The sequence below is a fragment of the Nocardia sp. NPDC056100 genome (assembly GCF_042266325.1).
In the GTDB taxonomy this organism is placed as follows: Bacteria; Actinomycetota; Actinomycetes; order Mycobacteriales; family Mycobacteriaceae; genus Nocardia.
The window spans coordinates 2,303,502-2,329,470 of sequence record NZ_JBHJVY010000001.1 but is presented as its reverse complement, the minus strand read 5'-3'; the positions used below and the strand labels follow the sequence as shown (position 1 = coordinate 2,329,470).

The following is a 25,969-nucleotide window of genomic DNA, read 5'->3' as shown; positions in this document are numbered from 1 at the left end:
CTGTGCTGTTGGCATGCTGCCAGTAAGTCTGACAGGGAGGTCCCGCATGGCGAATGACGCCACCCCGCCGCTGAACGAAGTCGTGAACGGCGCACTCGAATTCACGATTCCGATCGCGCACAAGATGGGGATCAAGGCTACCGAGGTCCGGCCGGGCTACGCCGCCACCCGGGTTCCCATCGAGGGCAACGGCAATCACTTCGGCGTCATGTACGCGGGCGTGCTGTTCACCGTCGCGGAAATCCTGGGCGGTGCGCTCGCGGTCGCCAGTTTCGATGGCGCGCTGTACTACCCGCTGGTCAAGGACCTGCACATCTACTTCCGCAAGCCCGCCGCCACCGATGTGACCGCGGTGGCAGAGCTATCGGAGTCCGAGATCGCCCGGATCGCCGAGGAAGCGGAGTTGAAGGGCAAGTCCGACTTCACCCTGAAGGCGACCGTCACCGATGCCAATGGCGTCGTCGTCGCCGAGACCGAGGGTGTCTACCAGCTGCGCGCCCACCGCAAGTAGGCGGACGGGCCCGGTATCGCACGCCGATACCGGGCCGCGGCGGCCCGGTATCTCGGCATGAACGCCGCCGATCAGGCGATGCGCAGCGGGAGCCGGTGGTGGCGGCGCACGAAGATGCTCGGAAACCATTGCGGCGGTGCGTCATCCACCAGGGTGAAGGTCGAGGTGCGGTCCAGTAGCGCGGTCAGCGCGGTGGTGGCCTCGAGTTTCGCCAGCGCCGATCCGACGCAGAAGTGCACGCCGCGGCCGAAGGCGAGATTGTTCGCGCCACTGCGGCGATCCAGATCCAGGGTGTCCGGATCGTCGAAGCGGGCCGGATCACGGTTGGCCGCGCCCCAGGAGAGCAGCAGATGGCTGCCCGCCGCAAGCTCGATGCCGCCGAGCGTGGTGTCCGCGGTGACGTGCCGATGATGCCCTCGGAAGGGCGATTCCAGGCGCAGCGCCTCATCCAGGAACGCGGGCAGCAGGGCGGGCTCGCGCCGGAGTTCCGCTTGCAGCTCGGGGTTTTCGGCCAGTATGCGAACGGCATTGGCGATCAGCCCGGCCGAGGATTCACCGCCCGCCCCCACCAACTGCACCAGCACCAGTACGGCCACGGTATCGGTCAGTGTGCCCGCGGCGCAGGCTCTCGCGAGCACGCCCAGTAGGTCATCGCCCGAGTTCGCCTCGGCGGCCTTGAAGGTGGTGTACAGGTAGCCGGTGAGTTCCGCCGCCGCGGTGACCGAACGGCCGAACCCATCGGAATCGACTACGCCGCCGAGCATTTCGGTGCTGTCGTAGGCCCAGTCGAGCAGCCGCGGGACATCCGCGTTCGGCAGTCCGATGATATCGGCGACCAGGGCAAGCGGGAGCTGGTCGGCCACGGCGGTCGCCCAGTCGATGCGGCCGTCGCGCGCATGCGCGGACCACAGGCTGTCCACGAGCTTACGGACGGTCGGTCCGAGACCGCGAATTCGCTTGGCCAGCAAGGGTTGTACGAGCTTGCGATGCGCCAGGTGGGTGGGATCGTCGGCGGTGGCGAGCACATGCACGGCTTGACCGCCGCCATCCATATCGAAAGTGGCGGGCGGACCGTCGCTCTGCCGCAGCAGCACCCCGGTCAGGTTGGAGGAGAAGGCATCCGGCCGCCCGATCGCCTCGGCGACCAGATCCCAGGAGGTGACCAGGTGGAAGTCCGTCCCCGGGATCCGATACACCGGAGACCGCTCCCGCAGCCGGTGATACAGCGGGTACGGATTGTCCAGGTGGACGGGATCGAAGATATCGATCGCGTCCGGTGCGGTCTGCGTCATTGCCCACTCCGATGTCGGGAACCTCTGGTGGGCACACCGTCTCCGCTGCTGATCCGGGTGTCAACAAGTGTCTCCGGGTGAGACGCCAGTGGACCCGCCAGATGCGATGAGTCGGCCTAGTAGTTCGCGAAATGCACTGGTGAAAGCATGAATTCGCCGCGAGACAGAAGATGTCTTCTGTCTCGCGGCGAGATATTCGCGACCGCTGCGAGCGCGGCCGGATCTCTACCCGTTGTGCGGCAGGCGCACCAGCATCTTGCCGGTATTGGCACCGCTCATCATGGCCGTGAACGCGTCCAGCGTCTGCTCGATCCCGTCCACCACGGTCTCCTCGGCGCGCAGCGAACCGTCGGCCAGCCAGCCCGCCGCCTGTCCGATCCACTCCGGGGCCTGATGCAGATGATCGCTGACATTCATGCCGCGCAGGTTGATTCGCTTACCGATGGCCAGCGGCAGATGTGCGGGTCCGGGGGCGAGTTCGGTGTCGTTGTACACCGAGATGGCCCCGCACAGCGCGATCCGCCCGTACCGGTTCATGGCCACCAGCGCGGCATCGAGGTGATCGCCGCCCACATTGTCGAAGTACACATCGATGCCCTCGGGCGCGGCAATGGCCAACTGCCCCACCAGATCACCCTCGCGATAGTCGATGGCGGCATCGAAGCCGAATTCGTTCAGCAGCCGCGCGGTCTTGGCCGGGCCGCCCGCGGATCCGATCACCTTGGACGCGCCGAGCCGCTTGGCGACCTGACCCGCGATCGAGCCCACCGCACCGGCCGCGCCGGAGATGAACACCACATCGCCCTCCTTGACCGGGGCGACCTCGGTGAGACCCGCGTACGCGGTGATGCCGGTGGTGCCGAGCACACCCAAATACGCTTGCGCGGGCGCGATTTCGGCATTCACGACCTGTACTGCGGCGCCGTCGAGCAGCGCGTATTCCCGCCAGCCGTAGAAATGGCTGACGACCGTGCCGACCGGCACATCGTCCGCAGCCGAGGCGACCACGGTGCCGACGGCCCCGCCGGTCATGGCCTCACCGAGCACGAAAGGCGGGATATAGGATTCGACATCATTCATGCGCCCGCGCATGTACGGATCCACCGACAGCCAGTCATTGCGCACCAGCACCTGTCCCGGCCCGGGCTCGGGCAGCGTGACGGTGGCGAGTTCGAAATCGCCGGGTTTGGGCTCGCCGAAGGGGCGGGCGATCAGACGCCATTCACGGCTGTCCACGGTCATTACTGTTCTCCTTCAAAGGTTTTCGATGGCGCGCCGAGCCCGGCCAGTACGGCGTCGGACGCGGTGCGCAGTAGATCGGGGCGGCCCGCCGAGAGCAGCCCGATGGTGGCGGCCAGCACGATCCGGGCGGCGTCACCCGGCCGCTCCAGCTCGGCCGCGGCGAGCACTCCGGTGAGCAGCTCGTGCAGTTCATCGGTGAAGCCGCGGCAGATATCCCCGCACAGCCGGGCCTGTTCGTCGAGCAGTTCGGCGGCGTGCGGTGAGGCGGCGAACGGTCCCGCCATCAGTTCGGCCTTGGCGGTGACGATGCCGAAGACCCGGTCCGCCAGGGGAATCGGCGCGACGGCCGATTCCCGCGCGGCGGTCAGCGCCTGCTCGTGGAGCCGTTCGGCGATGCGCCGCACGGCATCGTCCTTATTGCGTACGTACTGGTAGACCGCCGACCTGGAAACGCCTGTCTCAGCGGCGATATCGTCCATGGTGGTGCGCCGCGCCCCGTACCGCAGCAGGCAGCGCAGGGTGGCGTCCAGGACATCGGCGGTCCGATCGGGCACGGCGGGTCAGAGCGCCTTCAGCAGCTCCGCCGCCAGCGGGGCGGAGGAGGCCGGGTTCTGCCCGGTGTAGAGATTGCGGTCGACCTCGATATGCGGGGCCCACGGCTCGCCCTCGCGGAAGTCGGTGCCCAGTTCGACGAGCCGATCCTGGAGCAGCCATTTGGCCTTGTCCGCCAATCCGGCCTGGGTTTCCTCGGCATTGGTGAAGCCGGTGAGCCGGTAGCCCGCGAACGGCGACTTGCCGTCGGCGTCGGCGGTGGCCAGCAGTGCGGCCGGGGCGTGGCACACCACACCCAGCGGCTTGCCCGAAGCCAGTGCGGCGGTGAGCAATTCACCGGATACCGGATTGACGGCCAGATCTTCCATCGGCCCGTGCCCGCCCGGGTAGTAGACCGCATCGTAATCGGCGAGGTCGACCGCGCTCAGATCAATGGGCGAACTCAATTCGGTTGCCTTGCGCAGGGTTTCGGCGACCTTCTCCGCGCCCTCGGGACCGCCGTTGGCCTCGGGGGCGAGACTGCCGCGATCGATCGGCGGTACCACCGCGCCCGGGGTGGCGACGACGATGTCGTGCCCGGCTGCCTTGAACGCCTCGTACGGCGCGGCGAACTCCTCGGCCCAGTACCCGGTGGGGTGCTGGGTGCCGTCGGCCAGCGTCCAATGATCGACGCCGGTCATGACGAACAGGACCTTGGCCATGATGCTCCTCGCTCGGAATGATGTATTACCGATGAACTGACACTTCGTATGCGGAATGTCAGGTTGTCGGGTTCCACCGTAGGTACGCGAACATAGATCGACCAATAGACTCGCCTATATGAGACATAGGCAAACCGATGGATCCGTGGATTTGGCGCAGCTCCGGACGTTTCTCGCCGTCTACCGGGCCGGATCGCTCACCGCGGGCGCGAGCCAGGTCGGCCTCTCCCAGCCTACGGTGACGACGCAGTTGCAGGCCCTGGAACGACACCTGGGCCGCCCGCTCTTCGAACGCCTGCCGCGCGGGGTGAGCCCCACCGCGGCCGCGCACGATCTGGCCACCCGGGTGGCCGATCCGCTCGACGCGCTGGAGACCGTGGTCGCCGATTCGCCCGAGGCGGACACCCCCGAACCCCCGGTGCTGCTCGGCGGTCCCGCGGAACTGCTCGCCGCGCTCACCCTGCCCGCCCTGGCCCCGCTCATCTCCCGGGGCATCCGGTTCACCGTCACCACCGGACTGGCCGATGATCTGCTCACCGACCTGCGCCTGGGCAAACTCGATCTGGTGCTGTCCACCATTCGCCCGCGCGGGCGCACCGTCCTGGCCGAACCGCTGGCCGATGAGGAGTTCGTACTCGTCGCCGCACCGCAGGTGGCCGCGCATATCGATATCGAGCGATTGCGCGTCAATGATCTCGCGGGGGTGCCGCTCATCAGTTATGCGGCGGATCTGCCCATCCTGCGCCGCTATTGGCGGCACGTCTTCGACAGCCGGCTGGAAGCCGAAGCGGCCCTGGTGATTCCGGATCTGCGCGCGGTGCTGTCCGCGGTCGTCGCGGGTGCGGGCCTGTCGGTGCTGCCGCGCTATCTGTGTGCGCGCGAACTCGACGCGGGATCGATTGTGACACTGCTGGATCCGGAGGATTCGCCGATCAATACGGTCTATCTCGCGCGCCGCGTCGGCGGTCCGGCCCGCCCGCATATTGATTTGGTTCGTACCCGCCTGGTGGAGGCCGCAGAGGTGTGGCGGGCCTGCGTGCACTGAGCACGCCGACCCGCCACGGTACCGAAATACGCTGCGGCGCTACTTATCCGAGATCAACCCGAATTCGCTGAGCAGTTCGCCCACCTCGGTCGAATCGAGGCGTTTGAACAGCTGTTTGCGCAGGATCTGCGGTCCGGGCAGATCGATGGCCTTACCGTCGCGTAGTCGGCTGGTCGCCGCCAGCAGGGAGCGGATGTCGTAGGTGGAGTTGAAGACCTCCGGCACCCCGCGCTCGATGTTCAGCAGCTGATACGCCGCCTCCATACCGGTGCGCACCGAATACTCGGTGGTGAAGATGCAATCGCGGCTGGTTTCGGAGAACTGCCCGATGAACGCGAAGTTGACCGATCCGTCCGGCACCACGTTCGGCCGGTCACCGGCCTTGCGCGGCATGAAGAACGCGGTCACGTACGGCATCATGCACGGTACGCAGGTGGCGGCGTTCGCGGCCAGATCCGGAATATCGGCGACCGGAACACCCATGTGGTACAGCCATTCCTGGGTGATCTCCTCGCCCGTGCACTCCTGCATGGTCTTCTTCACATAGTCGCCGGGCACATCCACGAACAGCGAGTACACCCACACCACGATCTGATCCTTGGGCTGCTGTTTGAAGTGCGGCTGCCGGTTCACCGTCCAGCTCATCAGCCAGCTCGAATCCTTCACCGTGACAATGCCGCCGGTGACGACCTTGCCGCTGAACGGATCTCGCTTACAGATCTTCTGAATGTATTCGGGGATGCGCTGATCCAGCGTGGTGACGGTGGCCGATTCCCATTTGGTCTTCTCGATATCGCCCGCGAACACCTCCGGGCGGCCGAACGCCGGATCCTTCGCCGCGAGGGTGCGCCACAGATCCCAGGCGGGCGCGGGACCCTTGTTCAGTTTCGCGGGGGTGTCCTGATCGCCCTCATCGGAATTCTCGGTCAGCGAGCCGATGGTCATGAGCAGCAGATCGTTCTCGCTCAGATCCACCCCGCCCTCCACACCCTCGGACACCCAGTGAATCCGCTTGGCCTGCTTGCGTTTCCCGCTCAAATCGAAGTCCACATCGGTGACCGTGGTATCGAATTTGAAGTTCACGCCCTGATCGAGCAGCCACTGATACAGCGGCAGCACCAGCGATTCGTACTGGTTGTACTTGGTGAACTTGAGCGCCGAGAAGTCCGGCAGACCGCCGATATGGTGGATGAAGCGGTGCAGGTACAGCTTCATCTCCAGCGCGCTGTGCCATTCCTCGAAGGCGAACATGGTGCGCCAGTACAGCCAGAAGTTGCTCTGCAGGAAGTCCTTCGAGAAGACCTCGTCGATGCGCTTGTCCTCCATCTCCTCGCGCGTGGCGAGGAAGACCTTGACGATCTCCTTCTGCGCCTTGTCATTCAGCGTGAACAGGCCGTCGGTGTGCGCGTCCTGACCGCGTTCCACGGTGGCGCGCTGGAGCGAGAAGTTCGGATCGTCCTTGTTCAGCCAGTAGAACTCGTCCAGCACGCTGGCCCCGTCGATCTCCATGGACGGGATGGTGCGATACAGGTCCCACAGGCATTCGAAATGGTTCTCCATCTCGCGGCCGCCGCGAATGACGAAGCCCTTCTTGGGTTTACGGATACCGTCCAGCGCGCCGCCGGGCAGTTTCAACTCCTCCAGAATGGTGATCTTGTCACCCGGCAACTGTCCGTCGCGGATCAGGAAGGCGGCTCCGGACAGCGAGGCGAGACCGGACCCGACGAACCACGCCGTTTTGCCGTCGACGCCCTCGGGCTTACGCGGGCGCGCGAAGGCTTCGTAATTGCCGCTGCTGTAGAACATGTGACTCCCATCCCTGGTTGTTTCGAACTTCGGGCGGATCAGTTGCCGTACTTGTAGAAGCCCTCCCCGCTGGCGATGCCGAGCTTGCCCTTGCCGATGTAGTTGTCCTGCAACCACTTCGCGAGGTGTTTGCCGTTCTCGTCGCCGTTGACCAGCATGTTGTACGGGGTGGTCAGACCGACGATGTCGAGAATCTGGAACGGTCCGGCGGGCGCTCCGGTGGCGATGCGCCAGGTCTTGTCCACCGTCTCGGGATCGGCGTAGCCGTTCGCGCCCAGATCCATGGCGGCGTTGAGCAGTGGGATCAGCAGCGAGTTGAGTACGTAACCCGCCTTCTCCTTATGCAATTCGATCGGCACCATGCCGATGTCCGAGGCGAAGTCGACGACCGCCTGATACACCTTGGGATCGGTGGCCGGGGTGCCCATCACCTCTGCGGTATTGAATTTCCACACCTGATTCGCGAAGTGCAGCGCCAGGAACCGATCCGGGCGGCCGGTGAATTCCACCATGGCACTGGGCAGCAGGCTGGAGGAGTTGGTGGCGAAAATGGTGCGCTCGGGGGCGAGTTCACCGAGCTTGGTATAGGTGTCCTGCTTGATCGAGAGCACCTCGGGGACCGCCTCGATGACCAGGTCGGCGTCCCGAACCGCCTGTGCCAGATCGGAAGTCAGCGTGATGCCCGCCGCGGTCTTCTCGGCCTTACCACCCCCCGCGCCGTTCACCTCACCCTTGTAGATGGCCGCGAGTTTCTCGAAGCGCTCGCCCGCCGCCTGCAGCGCATCGTCATTGATATCGTACGCGGTGACGTCGAAGCCGCTGAACGCGGTCTGGAAGGCGATCTGCGATCCGAGTACACCGGTGCCGAGTACGGTCACCTTGCGGATATCGATGGTCAATTACCTCTCCTGTCTTCGGGTTTGGTGACGGACGTGTGCAGGGCCGCGAAGAATCCGGCCACGATCTGCGCGATTTGCGCACGCAGATCGGTGAGCGGGTCATATCCGGGGTGCGCCCCGGTGGCGGGCCGGGCCAGCGCCAGATGCAGCACCGCGAAGACGCTGCGCCCGGCCAGCCGGGAAAGTTCCTCCAGCCGAGGCGATTCCAGTCCGCGGGCGCGGGCGTCGACGGCGAGCCGATCGGCGATCATGGCCTCCAGCCGGGCGACCAGGGCCAAGCCTTCGGCGCGATACTTCTCGTCCGGCGGGCCGAAGAGCAGTTCGCGCTGATAGGCGACGGTGTTCTCGGCGCTGCGCGCGGCGGATCGCACGGTGGGCCGGATGAGTTCGAGCACCGTCTCCACCGGATCGTCATAGGCACGGGCGCGATGCTCGGCGAAGTCCAGCGCGGACCGGAAGTCCGCGTTGTAGACCATGAGCAGCAACTCGCCCTTGGAGGCGGCGTAGCGGAACAGCGTGCCCGCGGCGATATCCGCGCGATCGGAGATCTGCTGGGTGGTGACGCGTGCGAAACCGTTTTCGGCAAACAATGCGGCAGCGGCGTCGAAGATGCGGCCCTGCTTATCCCGCATACCGCGTACCCGCCGTCCGACCTGGGGCGACTCCTGCGGTACGGGCACTGGACACCTCCGGATCGCCCTCGAATAATGAGCGGACTCATTCCCGAGCGTACCCATGGCTACCGAATGCGCAACCCTCCCGCGCAAATTACCGACTGAGCAGTATGTTGTGAGGGTGCGGCGTCTGCGCGACCTCGTGGAAGTGGTGACCGCGTTCCTGGCAGCGGCGGTCGCCTGCCTGTCGGTGATGATGCCCGTGGATTTCGCCCGGGTGGCCGGCAGTTCGGCGCTGCATCAATACCTGCTGGTGGTGAACGTGCCGCGCGCCGATACCGCGGGCGCAATCTCCGCGGTGGTGGCCGTGGTGCTCGCGGTCTCACTCGGCGATACCCGGCTCACCTGGATCTGCGCCGGCGTCACCGGAATCGCGCTGCTCGGCAATGCGGTACTGAGCCGGCGGCTGGATTCCGATGTCTCGCTGACCACGTCGAACTACATCGACTCCATTCTCGGCGGTGTCCTGCTCGGGCTCATCGGCGCGGCCGTACTGCGCTCGCGGCGCACCGGCGCGGCCTTCATGCTGGGCGCGGTCGCCAGCGTCGTACTCGGCGATCTGACCGAATTGCCGAGCGCCGAAGCCACTTACACCGGGGTAGGCACCGATTCACCGCCGCTGTGGGCGATCTTCGCGGTGGTCGTGCTCATCCTGCTCTCGATCCGCTGGCATCACCGCCGCCGCGTGGAGATGGTGCACGAATTGGACGCGCCGTTCGGGACGGTGGTGGCGGGCGCGATCGGTGCGGGCTCGACATTGCTTGCGGCCGAATGGTTCACCGGACATCAGGTGGACACCACCGTCGCGGTGGTGGCCGCCGCGGCGACCGTCGCGGTCGCCATACTGACCGCGTTCATTCTCACCGGCCGCGATGGCGGGATCATTCTGATCGGCGTCGGCCTGGCGGCGGTCGGCAGCGCCATTGTGGCTGTGCCACGGCCGAGTTGGGTGCATCCGCTGCTGTTCGTCGCGGTGGCGGCGGGCCTGTGGCTGGGGGATAGGCGGCGCTATCCGCTGGTCGCCATGGGATTGATCGCGGGCCTCGCGCTCTTCGCGGCCCTGGCCCCGGTCTCCGATCAGAACCGGGTGATTCCCTCGATCGGAGCACTCGCGCTGGCCGCGATCACCGGATACGGCTACGGGGCCACCCGGCCCGAGCTGCTCCAGAATCGGGTGCTCGGCATCGCGGTGCTGTTCGTGCCGTCCGTGGTGCTCGCGGTGCGCGGCGCACAGGACACCCTGGCCGGTTATTCACACCTGTGGTACCGATCGCCGTCGACCGCGCACGAGCCCAAGGCCGGATGGATGGCGCTGGGCATCGCGCTCGGCTGCGCGCTCGGACTGGTGTGGCTGCGCAAGGTCCGCCCCGCCACCCGGCCGCCCGCCGTGTACACGGAAGCGGTTCGGGCGCAGGGCGATTCGGTTACCGACGGTCAGTAGTGCGCATCGCTCAGTAGCGCAGCACCGCGATGGCGGCCGGGGCGATGGCGCTCTTGAAGAGTCCGGCCAGTGCCTCGGGCGGCAGCATGTACACCGCGCCCTTGTTCTCCAGGGTTTTCACCGTGGCGTATTCGGTCAGGTCGATCACCGAAGTGCCCGGCTCGGAATGGGTTTCGACGGCGTCGGCCATTTCGTCGAAACGGCCCCACTCCACCGCGCCGTCGGTGAGCAGCAGCGTCTCGACCCGGCCCTGGAAGGCCGCCCGCACCACCTCGCCGATGGTGACCGCGACCTTGGTCGGACCGTCGGCCAGCAGTAGCGCGGCGCGTTCCAGGGCGGCGCGTTCACCGGCCTCGAAATGCGGGCGCACCACCTGATAGGCGGTGTCGTGCAGTTTGCCGTTCAACAGGGCGGCCGGATTCTTCTCCACGGTGCCGACCAGCAGCGGGCCCAGGGTGCTGCGTTTCTTGAACTGGCCGCCGAGTTCGGGATCGGCGATGAGCACCAGCGGAATGGCCTGATCGGCCAGGCGGCGCTCGACCGCCGAGGCGACCTTGCCGACCCAGTCGTCGAGCACGGATTTGCGCCAGTCCGTTGGTGTTTCGCCGTATGCCTGGGTGGAGGTGGTGGCCTTGCCGCCGGTGTGCGGGCGCGCGGTCGGACTGGCCAGGATCCGGCTCTGATTGTCCTCGTCGAGGTTATCGGTGGGGCCACCCGGCAATCCGGCCTCCGGGTCCGGGGTGAGCGCGAATTTGGAGCCCGCGTACAGCGCCGCGCCGTCGGCGGTCAGGGTGAGCACCGCGAACTTGCCGTCGGCGGACAGCAGCGGCAGCAGCGGCTTCACATAGAAGCCGGGTTCGATATGCACCTGTTCGGTGAAGGTGAGCGGCACCGGGAATCGGTACTGCGAGCCGTCCGCGCCCAAGAAGAGCGCCAGCCCCTCATCCAGATGCTGCCAGAACGGATAGTCGTCCAGCAGTGCCTCGCCGGGGGCGAGCAGCTCGTCGGCCTCGCGCTTGCCGACGCCGTCGGCGACGAGTTTGGCATGCGCCTCGGTTAACAGATTCCGCAGCCGGATCGGGTCCTGGCGCGTTTCCGGACCACTGCTGTGCGTGGGCAGATAGATGGAGACGCCGCGCCCGGGCGCGGCGGAGATGAGCGTCGTCAGGTCGGACTGATTGAACATCGGCCGTCCTTCGGTAGAGGTTGGTTGGTCGATCCTCATGCAGGTTTTCGCCAGCCTACGCCTAGCCGAGATCAGCGCACTTCGATCGAGATCGTGGCCGCGATGGCATCGGCGGGCGCTTCGATCCGGGTGTCAGTCCTGGATGGGGTTGGGGGCCGCGGGGGCGGCGAGGAAATCGCGGAGGATTTCGGTGAAGCGGTGCGGGGTTTCGACATTGGGGCTGTGACCGGCGTTGTCGATGAGTTCGAAGCGGGCGCCCGCCGCGATGTAGCGGTCGCGGGTGGTGGCCCAGTCGTACATGCCGTCCAGGCGGCCGTGGATGACCAGGGCGGGCAGGGCCAGGCGGCGGAGTTGGCGGTCCAGGGGGTCGGCGGCCAGGGCTTGGCGGCGGACCGTGGTGACCTCGCGATAGGCGCGCCATGACATGGCGCGGTGGTCCAGGAACATCTGATGCGGGCTGGGGACCGCTCCCGATAGCTCGAAGCCGGGGGCGAAACCCTCGCGCAGGGCTTGGCGCACAATCGGTTCGGGGGCGAACCGCTGGATGAACCGGGCGACCGGGCCGAGGGCGAGCAGCGCGGCCCCGGCCGGGACGTGCAGATAGCTCAGGTCCGGGGCCTGATCCAGGATGATGATCTCGGTGATGCGGGGTGAGCGCGCGGCCACGGCCAGTGCGGCGTCCGCACCCCAGGAGTGTCCGCACACCGCCACCTTGGCGACGCCGAGTTCATCGAGCACCGCGGCCAGCATGCTGCCCTGTCCGTCCTGGCCGAATCCGGCTTCACCACCGGTGCAGCCGAATCCGAGCAGATCGACGCGAATCACCCGATAGGTATCGGACAGCAGCGGCGTGACCGCGTCCCACCAGTGCAGTGAACCCTCGAAACCGTGCAGCAGCAGTACGGGTTTGCCGTCGGCCGGTCCGTCCTGGCGTACGTGGACGCGGCGGCCCTGCACGGTGATGAGGTCACCGATCCGCGCGCGAGACTTGGTTTCGGTAGACGTCATTGTCCTCGGCACCGGCTTTCTGCAGTCGAACGGTCGAGTCAGATCCTCTCATTTCCGTGCATTTCCGGCATTGACCCGGGCCGCTCGAATACCGGCGGATGCAGCAGCGTCGCCACCGCCAGCAGTGCGGTGGCCACGATGGCGTCGAACCAGTAGTGATTGCCGGTGCCGACCACCACCAGTGTGGTGATGGCCGGATGCAGCAGCAGTAGCCAGCGCCATTGGGTGCGGGTGGCGGCGATCAGGCCCAGCGACAGCAGCAGCGCCCAGCCCACATGCAGTGACGGCATGGCCGCGAATTGATTGGAGAGGGTGTCGGTATCGGGCGGCCCGTAGACCGATTGACCGTATTTCGCCGCCAGATCCACGAATCCGTACTCGGGCAACATGCGCGGCGGGGCGAGCGGAATGAGCATGTGCAGCGCCAGCGCCGCCGCGGTGAGCGCGACCATCAGATTGCGGGTGACCCGGTAGTACATGGGCCGGAAGGTCCACAGCCACAGCAGCGCCGTGATGGCAACCGCGAAATGCGCGGTGGCGTAATAGAAGTTCGCGGGCACGGCCAGGAATTCATGTTTGACGAAGATCGATTGCAGCGCTTGCTCATTCGGCATCTGCAGGCGGTCTTCCCAGGTCAGCAGCGTGCGCGCGTTGGCGAGCGCATGCGTCTGCTCATCGGCCGCGAGCATGCGGCCGACGCGATAGGTCAGGTAGAGCACCGTGATAACCACGAGTTGGACCACGGCCTCGGGGCCGCGGCCGTGCACGGCCGCCCGCGTTCGATCGATGACGCCGGTTCCCGATGGTGAAACGCGTACGGGTGCATCGAGATCCAGTGCCACCATTGGCGCGGCCTCCTCCTCGCTCGGCTGACCGCCCTCCGGGAAGTTAACCGGAGTGATATCCTCCGGTTAACCTAGCACCACCTTCTCGTCACTGGAAATGGGGTGTGATCCGAGAGACACGGACCACTCAGACGGCCGCCGTTTCGGGCAGCCCCGCAGCCAAGGCAATGGTCTCGGCCAGTAGGTCCGCGGTCGAAATCAGCTGTTGCGCAGTGTGTTCGGAGGTGATGAAGAAGCGCAACCGCTCCTTGCCGACCGGCACCGCCGGGGCGGAGATGGCCCCGGCGTACACCCCGCGCTGGAGCAGCGTGGCCGAGACGAATCCGGCCCGCATCTCGCCGGGCACGATCACCGGGCAGATCGGGGTGCCCTGTGACTCGCCGAGGTTCAGACCACGCTCGCGCAGCGCGGCATGGAAGATCTCGGAGTTCTCCCACAGCCGCGACACCCGCTCGGGTTCGGCCTCGAGCACCTCGAGGCCGGCCATGGCGGCCGCGATGGTCGACGGTGCCGGACCGCCGGTCAGCATGGCCACCCCGGGTGCGCTGGCCTTCATCGCCCCGATCAGATCGGCGTCCGCGGCGATGAAACCGCCGCAGCTGCCCAGGGCCTTGGACAGCGTGCCCATCCAGATGTCGACGTCCGCGCCCGCCATACCGTAGTGCTCGCGAATACCGTGCCCGCGTTCGCCGAAGACGCCGAACGAATGCGCCTCGTCGACCATGACCGCGCAGTCGAATTCCCGTGCGATGGCGGCGAGTTCGGCCACCCGGCCGACGGTGCCGTCCATGCTGTAGTGACCCTCCAGCACCACCAGCGCGCGATCGAAACCGCTGCGCGACATGCGCAGCACCGCGCGCAGCGATTCGGGATCGTTATGCCGGAAATTGACGCGGCGGCAGCCCGCCCACTGCGTCCCCGACACCACGCTGCCGTGGATGAGCGCATCGCAGATGGCGACATCGCCCTCGCCGAGCAGGAAGCCGATCACGCCCGCGTTGGTGAGGTAGCCGCTGGTGGTCACCATGGCATCGCCCGCATCGTAGATATCGGCCAGTCGCCGCTCGAGTTCGCCGTAGAGCGGAATCTCCCCGGAGACGATGCGACTGGCCGAGGCGGACGCCCCGTAGTGATCGAGGGCGTCCTTGGCGGCCTCGATCACGTGCGGATGGTTCGACAGGCCCAGGTAGTTGTAGGCGCTGAAGTTCACCAGATCGGTGTCATTGGCCCGAATCACCGTGTCATTCGGGCTGTTTCGCGGCAGGAACAGCGGATTGACCAGCCCGGACTGTGCCGTGATGGCGGCGATGGCGGCCTGTTTGGCCACCGTCGCCGCCACGTCCGGATGGTCCGCGAACTGGCGGCCCGGACCGCGCACCGGCCGGGCGGCCGCCGCACCGGCCGCCGCGGGGCTCGCGGTGGCCGGGCGAGCGGCAGCGGGTCGGATGGCACCGCCGTTCGAGCGCGGTGCGGTCGCCACACCGCCGCCGTTACCGGTGCCCGCCAATAGTTTCCGGGCGATATCCCGTGCGGATTCGGTCATGCTGTCACCTCCGTGGGTGTCGGAGCCGCATCGGTGAGGCCGGTTGGATCTGTCGAATCGGTGCTGCCGATGAGGAATTCGGCGGCGCGAGCACCCGCCTGTTCCAGGGTGAAGGTGCGGCCCATCTTGAGCGCGGTGAGATCGATGCCGAGCGATTTGCCCACCAGCGCACCGAATTCCACCGCCATGAGCGAATCCAGGCCGAGATCCGGGACGGGGACGGTGAGATCGATGGAATCCGGGTCCACGCCCATGACCACCGCGAGCTGCTCGGCGAGCATATGCGCCACCACATCCCCGCGCTTCTGCGCGTCCAGGGCACGCAGGGCGGCCACCAGATGCGATGCGGCGGAATCATCTTCGGCCGCCGCCGCGATCTGCTCCTGTACGCGCCCGACCATGCTGAAGAACGGGACGGTCGAGGCCACCTTGCCCCAATCCACCGGAATGATCGCCACCTGATGGTGGATGCCGAGTTCCAGTGCCTTCTCCAGGAATTCGGTGCCCTCGTCCATATCGATATCGTCGAATCCGGTGGTGCGCAGATAGCGCGCCACGCTCTCGTCATCGGCCATACCGCCGCCGGACATATGACCCCAGCCGACGGCCAGCGCCGTACCGCCCTCGCGGACCACCACATCGGCGACCGATTGCAGGGCGAGATTCGCGGCGGTGTACGAGTATTGGCCGATTCCGGCGAAGATCGAACTGCCGGAGGAGAACAGTACGAACAGATCCAGTTCGGCATTCGCGAGATCGAGGCCGTAGCGCAGCGCGCGCACGCCTTCGATCTTGGGCCGGTACACCGCGGCCAGGCTGTCCCGGTCCATCACCGAAATGCGCTTGTCGTCAACGACTCCCGCGGTGTGGATGACACCGCGCAGCGGCGTCTGCGCCGTATTCGCCCGGGCGATGACCGCGGCCATGCCCTCGACATCGGTGACGTCGACGCGTTCGGTGATCACCTCGACGCCCTCGTGCTCCCATGCGGCCAGCTGATCGCGGCTGGCCGCGGTGGTCGCGCCATTGCGGCCCAGCAGGGTGAGATGCCGTGCGCCCGACCGCACCAGCCAGCGCCCGACCGCCAGGCCGAACGCGCCGAAGCCGCCGGTGATCAGGTACCGCGCCGCCGGATCGATGGCCAGGCGCGGAATCTGCGGCCGCACCAGCGGTGCGACGGCCTCCATGCTCACGGCGATGCGGCCCAGCTGCGTGGAGCGCGCCACCTCCTCGAAAGCCTTTGCCACATCATCGGTCTCGTACAGCTCGAACGGCAGTCGCCGGTACCGGCCCGCCGCCAGCGCGGCCTCCACCCGCTCCATCAGCTCGATGGTCTGCGTCCGGCGCAGCGCCAGCATGCGATCCAGATCGAAGGAGTGGTAGGAGATGTTCTTGTCGAAGTACTTCAGATCGAGCACGCCGCCGCCGTAGATATCGGCCTTGCCGATCTCCACGATGCGCCCGAATTCGGCCACCGCCTTGAAGTTCCGGCGCAGGATCTCCCCGGGCGCGGTGCTGATCACCACGTCCGCGCCGCGGCCGTCGGTGAGCGCGAGCACGTCATCGGCGAAATTCAGCGAACGCGAATCCAGGACGTGATCCGCACCCTGGCCCAGGGCGTAGGCGCGCCGGTCACCGGTGCTCGCGGTGCCGATCACGGTGGCGCCGTGCAGTTTCGCGATTTGCACCGCCGCCGTGCCCACGCCGCCCGCCGCACCGTGCACCAGCACCACGTCACCGGTGCGCACCCGCGCCAGTTCCAGCAGCGAATGCTCGGCGGTGGCGAAGGCGACCTCGCTGGTGCAGTAGCCGGGTTCGGCATCGGGGGATACCGGGCTGACCAGGGTGCGGTCGGTGGTGTGGAAGCGGCTGATCATGCCCTTGGAGGAGAGCATGACCTTATCGCCGACCGCGAGATCGGTGATGTCCGAACCGATTCGGACGACGATCGCATCGCCCTCCATACCGGGAACCGCGCCGAAGTAGGTTCCGGCCAGTTCCTCCTCATCCAGGACGCCGAGCACCTTGAGCGGATCCTTGTAGCCGAGGCCGACGGCCCGCATGCGGACCTCCACCTCGCCGGGACCGGGTTCGCGGCGGTCGCAGCGCCGCCAGCCCAGCCGGGACAGCAGCTTCGACTTCGGGAGCTCCAGGGTGAAGTTGGCTTCCGGATCGGTCAGCGGCACCGCCTGATCCATGGCTTCGATGCGATCGGGCAGGGACGCGTCCACCACCGGAATCCAGCGCAGGCCATTGCGCAGGAAGATCTCATCGGTGTTGTCATAGCTGAACGCACCGGTGATGGCCAGCTCCGCGGCGATATCGGCTGCGGCGGTGCCGGATTCGATATCGACCAGTCGCCAGCGCAATCGCGGCTGTTCGTTCAGCAGTACCCGGCGCGCACCGGCGAGGGCGGCATGCGCCGGATTCGGCGTCGCCTCCTCCTCCGGATGTGCGAAGGCGCGTTCGGTCACCACGCTCACGTGTAGCGAGCCGTCACCGATCATCGGGGTTTCGACGCCGCGCCGTTCCAGCCAGCCGTCGAAGAACTCGTCCAGGGTGAGGGCGAGGCGGCGCAGGGTCCACAGATTGTCGAGGTCCTCGTACTCGGCCCCGGCCACCACGATTACGTGCAATCGCTCGATGTCCTCGGCCGTGGCCGTCAGGAGTTGTTCGGCGACAACGGCTTCCAGATCCTCCCGCTGCGGATCGCCGAGTGTGACCAGTCGGTCCGTGCCGACCGCCGCCGCGATCTCGGCGCCCCGGGCGCCCGCGTGCACACCCAGCTCGAGTACCAGCGCGGCGGTATTCACACTGTCCGGCAGCGCACTTCGATCGATCGGATCCCGCAGCTCCCAGCGATCCTCGTAGAAGAAGTCCGTCATGCGTTGCAGCGCACCGCGTCCCGGCGCGATGGAGCCGAAGCGCATACCGATGAGCTGTAATACCACCCGCTGTTCGGCATCGAGCAGATCGATATCGGCGATCGGATCGGCGCTGGTGTCCAGGCGCGCGACCACCGTGACCCGGTCCGGAATGGCATCGAAGGCACGGACTTCGGCGACCCCGATGGGCACCATGGCCCCGTCCTCGGGACCGCCGACGCCCGCCAGCAGCGCCGCCACACTCTGGAGCGCGGCATCCACCACGCACGGGTGTGCCAGATGTCCGGGGGCCGCCGCACCCGCGCCATTGAGCGCCTCGGGCACGGTGCCGTCCAGGGTGGCCAGCACCGTGGACCCGGAGACGCGCACCGAGGTGGCGCGCTGGAAGGCCGGACCGTATTGCAGTCCGCGCGCGGCCAATCCGGCGTAGAACGCGGCCGGATCGATGGCGTGCATCTCATCGATAGCGGGCAGGTCCACCTTGCTGGATTCGAAGACGCCCTCCACCAGGCGACCGGTCGCGTGCACCGTCCACAGCGCGTCCACGGTCGCGCGGGAGCGAATGGTGAAGCGCCGGGTCGAATCCTCCACGTGCAGTTCGACGGTCGGCGCGGCCCCGTCATCGATGATCAGCGGTGCGATGAAGCGCACCTCCTCGACCGCCACCCGGCGGGTCTCGGTGCGCAGTGCGGCCGCACTCAGCGCGGCGTCCAAATAGGCCGCGCCGGGCAGGATTCGAGCGCCGCCGACCACATGGTCGTCCAGCCACGGCATCGCGCCGACGCTGAGCTGAAGCCGCCACGAGGTCGAGGCATTGTCCAGATCGGCATCGCCGAGCATGGCGTACACCCCGGGCGTCCCGTGCTGGAGCTGGGTGAACACCGGCAGTTCATGCCGCAGGTGGGTGCGCTGCCACGGATAGCGCGGTAGATCGATATGCGGGGTGATCAGATCACCGAAGAGCGGTTCCAGCTCCAGCACGCCCGCACCGTACAGTCCGGCGATGGTCTGCCGGATGCTCTCGGCATCGGCCTGTTTGCGATTGAGCGTCGCCACCGAGGTGCCGGTCTCGCCCGCGCCGATCAGGATTTCGCGAATATTCGCGCCCAGCACCGGATGCGGGCCGACCTCCAGGAATACCCGATGCCCGGCGTCCACGAACGCGCTCACGGCATCGGCGAATCGCACCGGCTGCCGCACATTGGCGCACCAGTATTCGGCATCCCAGTCACCGGCGACGACCTCGCGGCCGGTGACGGTGGACAGCAGCGGGATCGTCGGATCGGAGAGCGTGAGATCGGCGAGCGCCGTACGCAATTCGCCGAGGATCGGCTCCATGAGATAGCTGTGGTACGGCACCTCGACCTGCAGGCGGCGCGCGAAAACACCCTCCGCGGTGAGGCTTTCGGCGATCTCGTCCAACCGCGTCTCGGCCCCGGCCAGGGTGACCGCGCTCGGGCTGTTCACCGCGGCGATATCGACCAGATCATCACCGTCGATCAATTCCAGTGCGGCCGCGAGCGGCAGCCCGATCGCCAGCATGCCGCCCGAACCGGCGGTGGTGGCCTGCAATCGGGCGCGGTGGTAGCTGACCCGCAGGGCGTCACGCAGCGAGAGCATGCCGGTGACGTACGCCGCCGACACCTCGCCGACACTGTGCCCGACCACCGCGGCCGGATGGATGCCCAGCTCATCGAGCAGGGCGAACAGCGCGACCTGCACCAGGAAATTGGCGGGCTGCGCGATGGCGGTGCCGGTGACCCGGGATTCCTCCTCCGGGCGCAGCAGTTCCTCGATGATGGACCAGCCGGAGATCTCCTGGAACACCGTGTCGATGCGCTGTGCCTCGGCGGCGAAAGTGCCGCCCGCGGTGAGCAGTTCGCGGCCCATGGCCCACCACTGCGGTCCCATACCGGTGAAGACGAACACCGGATCGGCGACCTTGCGCGGCACCACCTTGGTGGCGGCACGACCGCCGCCATTGGCGTATTCCACCAGGGCCGTGACCAATTCGGCGTCACCGCCGAAGGTCAGGCCGGTGCGGAACTGGTGATGCTGGCGGCGGGTCCAGGCCGCCTCGGCCAGCAGGCCCGGATCCGCGCCGTCCGCGATGAGCTCGGCATAGCCGCGCGCCAGTTCCCGCGCGGCCTGATCGGTGCGCGCGGACACCGGCAGCACGCCGTAATGCCGTGGTTCGCGGTCGATTCCGCTGGTCTGCCGGTATTCCTGGAGAATGGCATGGGCATTGGTGCCGCCGTAGCCGAAGCCGTTGACGGCCACGGTCATTCGCTCGACCTCCGGCCCGACCGGCTCCGCCTCCAACTGGAGTTTGATACCCAGCTCATCGAAGGGGATATCCGGATTGGGGGTCTCCAGCCAGCCCTGCGGTGCGATGGTGCGCTTGGAGATGGCCAGCGCCGATTTGATGATGCTGGCAATGCCCGACGCGGCCTCGGTATGCCCGAGCTGGCCCTTGACCGAGCCGACGCCGACCGGTGCGGTGCGGCCCTCGACCTGACCGTAAGCCCGTCCGATGGCACGCAATTCGAGCGGATCGCCGACCGGGGTCCCGGTACCATGCGCCTCCACGTAGGTGACCTCGTGCGGTGCGATGCCCGCGCGCCGCGATACCGATTTGGCCAGCGCCTCTTGCAGATCCGCGTTCGGCACCGTGATGGCCGAGGTGCGCCCGTCCTGATTGGAGCCGGTGGCCTTGATGACCGCGTACACCCGATCACCATCGCGCTCGGCGTCTTCCAGCTTCTTGAGCACCACCATGCCCGAGCCCTCACCGCGCCCGTAGCCGTCGGCGGCGGCGTCGAAGGGTTTGCTGCGCCCGTCGGCGGCCAGGAAGCCGCCCTTGCACATGGACACGAACGCCTCGGGCTGCAACAGCATGGTGACGCCGCCCGCGATGGCGACCGCGCAGTCGTCGTTCGCGAGCGCCTGACAGGCCAGATGCAGTGCGACCAGCGAGGACGAACACGCGGTGTCCACGGTGAGCGCGGGGCCGACCATATTGAGCGCGAACGCGATTCGGTTCGACAGCATGGTGTACGACGCGCCCGCGGCGGTGTGCATATCGACGTACGGCAGCGCGGTGCTGGTGCCGGAGATGGCCAGCTGATCCAGGGTGAACGCGCCGATGTAGACCCCGATCGGGGCGCCGGAGATATGCCCGGCGATGCCCGCGTCGTCCAGCGCCTCCCACGCGACCTCGAGCACCAGGCGCTGCTGCGGATCCATGGCGGCCGCCTCGCGCGGTGAGATGCCGAAGAAATCCGGATCGAAGGCCCAGGGATCGCCGGTCATGAACGCGGCGCGTTTGGTGTACATGCGGCCCGGCGTGCGCCGGTCCGGATCGTAATAGCGGCGGTAGTCCCAGCGCTCGGGCGGTATTTCCGCGACCCCGTCGCGTTTGTTGATGATGAAGTCCCAGAAGGATTCCGGTGAATCGATACCACCCGCGTATCGGCACCCGATTCCGACAATGGCAATGTCAGACACTACGACTCCTCGGCAAATCAGCTCGAACTCTTGATCCCCCCCGAGAAGGCTGCGGAACTCGCTACGGCACCGGAACCGGCTGTCGCAGAACGAAATTCATCTCGGGTCCGGTACTCCCGATCCGGACCCGGCGAATCAACCCATAGCCGAAAGTGGCGTAGTACGGCATATTGCCGTCCTTGCAGATACCGCCGACGGTCTCGTTGCGCTCATCGGCGAGCGCGTCCAGCCAATTGACCAGCGAGCGGCCCACGCCCGCGCGCTGCACAGTCGGATCCGCGCCCAGGTACACCATGAAGTGGTGTCCCTCGACCGGCCTGACCTCGGCGATGGCATTGTCCACGTGTACGCCCCGGGCGGTCCCCGCGCCCATGGCGGCCAGCAGCAGCGGCCCCGAAATCGCTTCGCGCCACAGTGATTTCCGGTATCCGGCCGGGTACCACAGCAGTGCGCCCACCACCTTGCCGTCAACCGTGGACACTGCCGCGCCCCCGGCGGGCAGGAAGCGGTACCTGATCATGATGCGCAGCATGCGCGGTGATCTGCGATGCCGGTCCGCCGCATCGGGGAAGACGTATTCCTCGATCGGATCATCGGTCGCGAAGGCCCTGGAGATGATCCGCGCAATGTCCTCGATGTCCTGCGAGGTAGCCCGGCGAATGACCGGTGTACCCGACTGATCCAAGATTTTTCCCTCGATAGTTCCCGGCTTGCCCCATGCCGGGGCGGTAGCCGAACAAGGCTACTGACCAGTAGGTTACATGGCCGGGATTAACTCGCCACCCGTTCGCGTTGTGGCATAAAACAATTCACCCGGCCATTGCCTGTGGGAGGTTCATAATCTAAAGTGCCGCCAATCAAATCCCTTGGGGCGCAACACTATTGACCCAGACAGCCGTGTATCACCAGTACTGGGAATGGCTCACAATGCGGCTTGAAATGCGGTGTAGCTCAACAGAGTTGCGCCCAATCCCGCGATGACGCTCACGACGATATTCATCGCGGCGTACAGGTATGCCCGCTGTTCGGTCAGTCGCACGGTTTCGTAGCTGAACGTGCTGTAGGTGGTGAGCGCACCGCAGAACCCGGTGCCCGCCAACGCGTACACCGGACTCGAGACCGCGGCTCCGGTCAGGCCGCCCAGCACCGCGCAACCGATCAGGTTCACCGTGAAGGTGCCCCACGGGAAGACGCTGTCGTGCTTGGACTGAATCGTGCGATCGGTCAGATAGCGCAGCGGTGCGCCGATCATCGCGCCGAGTACGACGAGCAGGGCGGTCATCGCGCGGCCTCTTTCTCGCGCAGTGCGCCGTGCAGGGTGCGGGTGAGTGCGATCGCGGCGAGGGTGGCGAGCAATGCGCACACCAGTGTCCCGGCCAGATACGCGAAGGCGAGTGGGACCGTGCCCGGTTGCAGCAGCCCGCGCGTCTCATTGGCATAGGTGGAGAAGGTGGTGAAGCCGCCGAGAATGCCGACGCCCACGAACGGCCGGGTGAGCGGATGTACCGGGCGGATCTCGGTGATGGTCACCATGAGCACGCCGATCAGGAAACAGCCGAGCACATTGGTGGCGAAGGTGGCCCAGGGGAACCCGCCCGCGGGGGTCGGCCAGATCCGCGCGAGGCCGTAGCGGCTCAGCGCGCCGAGCGCGCCGCCGGCCGCGATCACCATGAGTACGGTCGCCGGATGGTCGGTGAGTTCGCGGCGCTGGGCGGGGGAGTGCACGTCGATATCGGAATCGACCGGACCGCCGATCGGTTCGGTAGCCTCGGGTACGGCAGTGCCGTCCTTGTTCGTGCTGCTCATCGGGTCCTCCGCACGATCGATCAGGGTAGCGGAATAACCTGTGAGACCCGCCGGTTCATTTGGTTGCCATATCCACAAAGTGGCTTTCGATCCGAGGAGGACTCGTGCAGTTCGGAATCTTCACCGTCGGGGACGTCACCACCGACCCCACCAACGGCCGCACCCCGACCGAGGCGGAGCGGATTCAGGCGATGGTCGCCATCGGCGAGAAGGCCGAAGAGGTCGGACTCGACGTCTTCGCCACCGGTGAGCACCACAATCCGCCGTTCGTGCCGTCCTCGCCGACCACCATGCTGGGCTATCTCGCCGCCCGCACCGAGCGCCTGATCCTGTCGACCGCGACCACGCTGATCACGACCAATGACCCGGTCAAGATCGCGGAGGATTTCGCCATGCTGCAGCACCTCGCGGGCGGGCGTGTCGACCTGATGATGGGACGCGGCAACACCGGACCCGTATACCCGTGGTTCGGCAAGGACATTCGCGACGGCATCCCGCTGGCCGTGGAGAACTACCACCTGCTGCGGCGGCTGTGGCGCGAACAGCGCATCGACTGGGAAGGCCGATTCCGCGGGCCGCTACAGGGTTTCACCTCGACCCCGGCTCCGCTGGACGGCACCCCGCCGTTCGTCTGGCACGGTTCGATCCGCTCGCCCGAGATCGCCGAACAGGCCGCGTACTACGGTGACGGGTTCTTCCACAACAACATCTTCTGGAACAAGGAGCACACCGAGCAGATCGTGCGCCTGTACCGGCAGCGCTTCGAGCACTACGGACACGGCAGCGCGGATCAGGCCATCGTGGGACTCGGCGGTCAGGTGTTCATGGCCGAGACCGAGGCCGAGGCCAAGAAGCGGTTCCGCCCCTACTTCGACAACGCGCCCGTCTACGGGCACGGACCGTCGCTGGAGGATTTCACCGAGCTCACCCCGCTGACCGTCGGCACCCCGGAGCAGGTCATCGAACGCACCCTCGGCTTCGCCGATTACGCGGGCGATTACCAGCGCCAGCTGTTCCTGATGGACCATGCCGGTCTGCCCCTGGACGTGGTGCTCGAGCAGATCGAGATCCTGGGCCGCGAGGTGGTTCCGGTGCTGCGCAAGGAGTTCGAGCTGCGCCGCCCCGAGCATGTGCCCAGCGATCCGCCCACCCACGCCAGCCTGGTCGCCGCCGGTCCCGACGCTCCGCACCACCTGGTCGAACCCGCCCGTGACCGCACCGCGGCCGAATCGAATTGAGGCACAACAGATGAGCCGCAAGGTCGTGGTACTCACCGCCGGACTGTCCCAGCCCTCCTCGACCCGCCTGCTCGCCGATCAGCTCGCCGCCGCCGTCTCGGCGGCGGTCGGCGGGCGCGGCGAGAGCGTCGAACTCGACGTGATCGAACTGCGTGAACTCGCCACCGAACTGGCCGCCACCATGGCCACCGGCGGTATCCCCACCCCCGCCGTGGCGGCCGCCCGCGAACGAATCTCCCAGGCGGACGGCCTGATCGCGGTGACCCCCGTCTTCGCGGCGAGCTACAGCGGCCTGTTCAAGATGTTCTTCGACATCCTCGATCCGGACGCGCTCAACGCCATGCCCGTCCTGATCGCGGCCACCGCGGGCACCCCGCGGCACTCCCTGGTCCTGGACTACGCCATGCGGCCGCTGTTCACCTACCTGCGCGCGGTGATCGTCCCGACCGGCGTCTTCGCCGCGACGGAGGATTTCGGCTCCACCGGACTGGCCGATCGAATCCACCGCGCCGCAACCGAATTCGCGACCCTGGTGGTAGCCGAACCCGCGGCCGTCGGCGGCTTCCTGCAGGAGCCCGAGCCCCGTAAGCGCCATTCCGGCAACTCGCTCGGCGCGGTGACCCCCTTCAGTCGCCTGCTCGCCGGACACACCGGCAGCGGACCGGTACCGGCGAAAGAGCACTGAGCCGAACGCTATTTGGTGCTGTCGGCCAATTCGATCAGGCGGGCGCGAACCAGTTCCGGGCGTTCGTCGATGACGAAATGGCCGCAGTCGGTGACGGCTTCGAACGTGTAGTCATCGGCCTTGGCGGTGGCCGGATCGGCCATGGAGTGGTGGACGGCTACGTCGTCCACGCCGAAGAGCGCACGAATGGGGATGGTGCCGCGGCGGCGCTCCGGATTACGGGCGGCCTGCGGGATCTCCTTCAGCCAGAAGGTGCGGTAGGTGTCGGTGGCGGCCTTGGCGCAGACCGGATCCCGGAAGCGGTCGGAGAAGATGCGGATATCCTCGCGGCTGACCGATGAGCGGTCGCTGATGGCGGCGGTGATGAGCCGATTCAGGAAGCCGGTGCGCTGCTGGATCGGCTTGCCCGCGACGGCGATCAGCGGCTGGTAGGCCAGGAAGCGCCAGATATTGCGTGCCACAACGGAAGTGGGCACCCAGGGGTGCGCCATATTCATCGCCAGGTAGCCGGAGAAGCGGTCCGGGTTGCTCAGGATCATCCGGTAGCCGATGAAAGCGCCCCAGTCGTGGCCGCCGAGCAGGACGCGCTCGATGCCCATTTCGTCGAGCAGCGCGAACAGATCCGAGGCCACCTCATCCTTGGCCCAGCGATGCGGTGCGGGTCCGGACCAGCCGTACCCGGGCAGATCGGGAACGATGATGCGCAGTCCCGCAGGCGGATTCGCGAGCAGCTCGCGGTACGCGTAATGATGCTGGGGCCAGCCGTGCAGCAGCAGTACCGCGCGGCCGTCCGCCGGTCCGGCCTCGGTGACGTGGAATTTCACGCCGCGCGCGGTGACGAATGAACGCCGTACCCCGTCGATCTCGGGTGGTAGGGATGCGGCGGCACTGCCGAATTCAGCCATGCGGCCACGATATCCGGCGGTGCGAGGTCCCGCCTCCTACCGCGGGCGGAGCCCGGACGCCGCCCACGGGCGGGCCGCGCGGAGCTGTCCCGAGGCGCGCCGACGCTGTCAGCAACCTCCCAGTCAAGCCGCCGGGTCGCGCCCGCCGGCCGCGCCCGATGCGGTGAAAACCGCCCGTACGCACGGCGTCCAGGCCGT

The 25,969-nt window shown here is 67.0% G+C and carries 21 protein-coding genes; 5 read left to right on the top strand and 16 right to left on the bottom strand.

Going from position 1 to position 25,969, the window contains the following annotated elements; all coding sequences use genetic code 11:
* The first annotated feature begins 46 nt into the window (after positions 1-46).
* Positions 47-511: a YiiD C-terminal domain-containing protein gene (locus tag ACFC0O_RS10810; protein ID WP_364628932.1), complete on the top strand. Its 465-nt coding sequence runs from the start codon at positions 47-49 to the stop codon at positions 509-511.
* A 71-nt stretch (positions 512-582) separates the two neighbouring features.
* Here ACFC0O_RS10810 and ACFC0O_RS10805 read toward each other — a convergent pair whose 3' ends face one another.
* The 4 genes from ACFC0O_RS10805 to ACFC0O_RS10790 all read right to left on the bottom strand — a co-directional run bounded on the left by ACFC0O_RS10805 (position 583) and on the right by ACFC0O_RS10790 (position 4,298).
* Positions 583-1,803, bottom strand: coding sequence for a cytochrome P450 (locus ACFC0O_RS10805; protein WP_375955619.1), 1,221 nt, complete (start codon positions 1,801-1,803; stop codon positions 583-585).
* A 225-nt stretch (positions 1,804-2,028) separates the two neighbouring features.
* Positions 2,029-3,045 (bottom strand): NADP-dependent oxidoreductase, encoded by a 1,017-nt coding sequence (locus tag ACFC0O_RS10800; protein ID WP_375955617.1) that lies wholly within the window; start codon positions 3,043-3,045, stop codon positions 2,029-2,031.
* Entirely contained in the window at positions 3,045-3,599 is a 555-nt protein-coding gene (locus tag ACFC0O_RS10795) for a TetR/AcrR family transcriptional regulator (protein ID WP_375955615.1), read from the bottom strand. The genes ACFC0O_RS10800 and ACFC0O_RS10795 overlap by 1 nt, the downstream gene beginning before the upstream one ends.
* Positions 3,600-3,605: 6 nt before the next feature.
* Complete coding sequence (locus tag ACFC0O_RS10790; protein ID WP_375955613.1) at positions 3,606-4,298, bottom strand: type 1 glutamine amidotransferase domain-containing protein; 693 nt, start codon at positions 4,296-4,298, stop codon at positions 3,606-3,608.
* Between the two features lie 118 nt (positions 4,299-4,416).
* Between ACFC0O_RS10790 and ACFC0O_RS10785 the strand changes: the two genes are divergently transcribed.
* Positions 4,417-5,343 (top strand): LysR family transcriptional regulator, encoded by a 927-nt coding sequence (locus ACFC0O_RS10785; protein ID WP_375955612.1) that lies wholly within the window; start codon positions 4,417-4,419, stop codon positions 5,341-5,343.
* A gap of 39 nt (positions 5,344-5,382) precedes the next feature.
* Here ACFC0O_RS10785 and ACFC0O_RS10780 read toward each other — a convergent pair whose 3' ends face one another.
* The 3 genes from ACFC0O_RS10780 to ACFC0O_RS10770 are packed head-to-tail and all read right to left on the bottom strand — an operon-like array spanning position 5,383 to position 8,728.
* Positions 5,383-7,149: an oleate hydratase gene (locus tag ACFC0O_RS10780; RefSeq protein WP_375955610.1), complete on the bottom strand. Its 1,767-nt coding sequence runs from the start codon at positions 7,147-7,149 to the stop codon at positions 5,383-5,385.
* Between the two features lie 38 nt (positions 7,150-7,187).
* A complete protein-coding gene (locus ACFC0O_RS10775) occupies positions 7,188-8,048 on the bottom strand; it encodes a 3-hydroxyacyl-CoA dehydrogenase (protein ID WP_375955608.1) in 861 nt (286 codons plus the stop codon).
* Positions 8,045-8,728, bottom strand: a complete 684-nt coding sequence (locus ACFC0O_RS10770; protein WP_375955606.1) for a TetR/AcrR family transcriptional regulator — start codon at positions 8,726-8,728, stop codon at positions 8,045-8,047. The genes ACFC0O_RS10775 and ACFC0O_RS10770 overlap by 4 nt, the downstream gene beginning before the upstream one ends.
* Positions 8,729-8,843: 115 nt before the next feature.
* Here ACFC0O_RS10770 and ACFC0O_RS10765 point away from each other — a divergent pair, with 115 nt between their 5' ends.
* Positions 8,844-10,163 carry a hypothetical protein gene (locus ACFC0O_RS10765; protein WP_375955604.1) on the top strand — a complete coding sequence of 440 codons (1,320 nt, stop codon included), beginning with the start codon at positions 8,844-8,846 and terminating at the stop codon, positions 10,161-10,163.
* Positions 10,164-10,173: 10 nt separating this feature from the next.
* On the opposite strand, the gene ACFC0O_RS10760 is transcribed toward ACFC0O_RS10765, so the two are convergent.
* The 8 genes from ACFC0O_RS10760 to ACFC0O_RS10725 all read right to left on the bottom strand — a co-directional run bounded on the left by ACFC0O_RS10760 (position 10,174) and on the right by ACFC0O_RS10725 (position 22,943).
* Positions 10,174-11,349, bottom strand: coding sequence for a hypothetical protein (locus ACFC0O_RS10760; protein ID WP_375955602.1), 1,176 nt, complete (start codon positions 11,347-11,349; stop codon positions 10,174-10,176).
* Between the two features lie 132 nt (positions 11,350-11,481).
* Positions 11,482-12,357 (bottom strand): alpha/beta fold hydrolase, encoded by an 876-nt coding sequence (locus ACFC0O_RS10755; protein ID WP_375955600.1) that lies wholly within the window; start codon positions 12,355-12,357, stop codon positions 11,482-11,484.
* Between the two features lie 38 nt (positions 12,358-12,395).
* The gene (locus ACFC0O_RS10750; RefSeq protein ID WP_375955598.1) at positions 12,396-13,202 is read right to left on the bottom strand and encodes a phosphatase PAP2 family protein; all 807 of its coding nucleotides are present in this window, start codon (positions 13,200-13,202) and stop codon (positions 12,396-12,398) included.
* Positions 13,203-13,329: 127 nt separating this feature from the next.
* Positions 13,330-14,745 carry an aminotransferase class I/II-fold pyridoxal phosphate-dependent enzyme gene (locus ACFC0O_RS10745; protein ID WP_375955596.1) on the bottom strand — a complete coding sequence of 472 codons (1,416 nt, stop codon included), beginning with the start codon at positions 14,743-14,745 and terminating at the stop codon, positions 13,330-13,332.
* Positions 14,742-21,137, bottom strand: coding sequence for an SDR family NAD(P)-dependent oxidoreductase (locus tag ACFC0O_RS10740; RefSeq protein WP_375955594.1), 6,396 nt, complete (start codon positions 21,135-21,137; stop codon positions 14,742-14,744). Before ACFC0O_RS10740 ends, ACFC0O_RS10745 begins: the two co-directional genes overlap by 4 nt.
* A 61-nt stretch (positions 21,138-21,198) precedes the next feature.
* Positions 21,199-21,822, bottom strand: coding sequence for a GNAT family N-acetyltransferase (locus ACFC0O_RS10735; protein ID WP_375955592.1), 624 nt, complete (start codon positions 21,820-21,822; stop codon positions 21,199-21,201).
* 237 nt (positions 21,823-22,059) lie between these two features.
* On the bottom strand, positions 22,060-22,419 hold the full coding sequence (gene crcB, locus ACFC0O_RS10730) for a fluoride efflux transporter CrcB (protein ID WP_375955590.1): 360 nt from the start codon (positions 22,417-22,419) through the stop codon (positions 22,060-22,062).
* Positions 22,416-22,943, bottom strand: a complete 528-nt coding sequence (locus ACFC0O_RS10725) for a fluoride efflux transporter FluC (RefSeq protein WP_375955588.1) — start codon at positions 22,941-22,943, stop codon at positions 22,416-22,418. Before ACFC0O_RS10725 ends, crcB begins: the two co-directional genes overlap by 4 nt.
* Before the next feature lie 104 nt (positions 22,944-23,047).
* Here ACFC0O_RS10725 and ACFC0O_RS10720 point away from each other — a divergent pair, with 104 nt between their 5' ends.
* Positions 23,048-24,181: an LLM class flavin-dependent oxidoreductase gene (locus tag ACFC0O_RS10720; protein WP_375955586.1), complete on the top strand. Its 1,134-nt coding sequence runs from the start codon at positions 23,048-23,050 to the stop codon at positions 24,179-24,181.
* Between the two features lie 10 nt (positions 24,182-24,191).
* Positions 24,192-24,866, top strand: coding sequence for an FMN reductase (locus tag ACFC0O_RS10715; protein WP_375955584.1), 675 nt, complete (start codon positions 24,192-24,194; stop codon positions 24,864-24,866).
* Positions 24,867-24,874: 8 nt separating this feature from the next.
* Here the strand turns inward: ACFC0O_RS10715 and ACFC0O_RS10710 are convergent, their stop codons facing one another.
* Positions 24,875-25,771: an alpha/beta fold hydrolase gene (locus ACFC0O_RS10710; RefSeq protein WP_375955583.1), complete on the bottom strand. Its 897-nt coding sequence runs from the start codon at positions 25,769-25,771 to the stop codon at positions 24,875-24,877.
* Between the last annotated feature and the right edge of the window lie 198 nt (positions 25,772-25,969).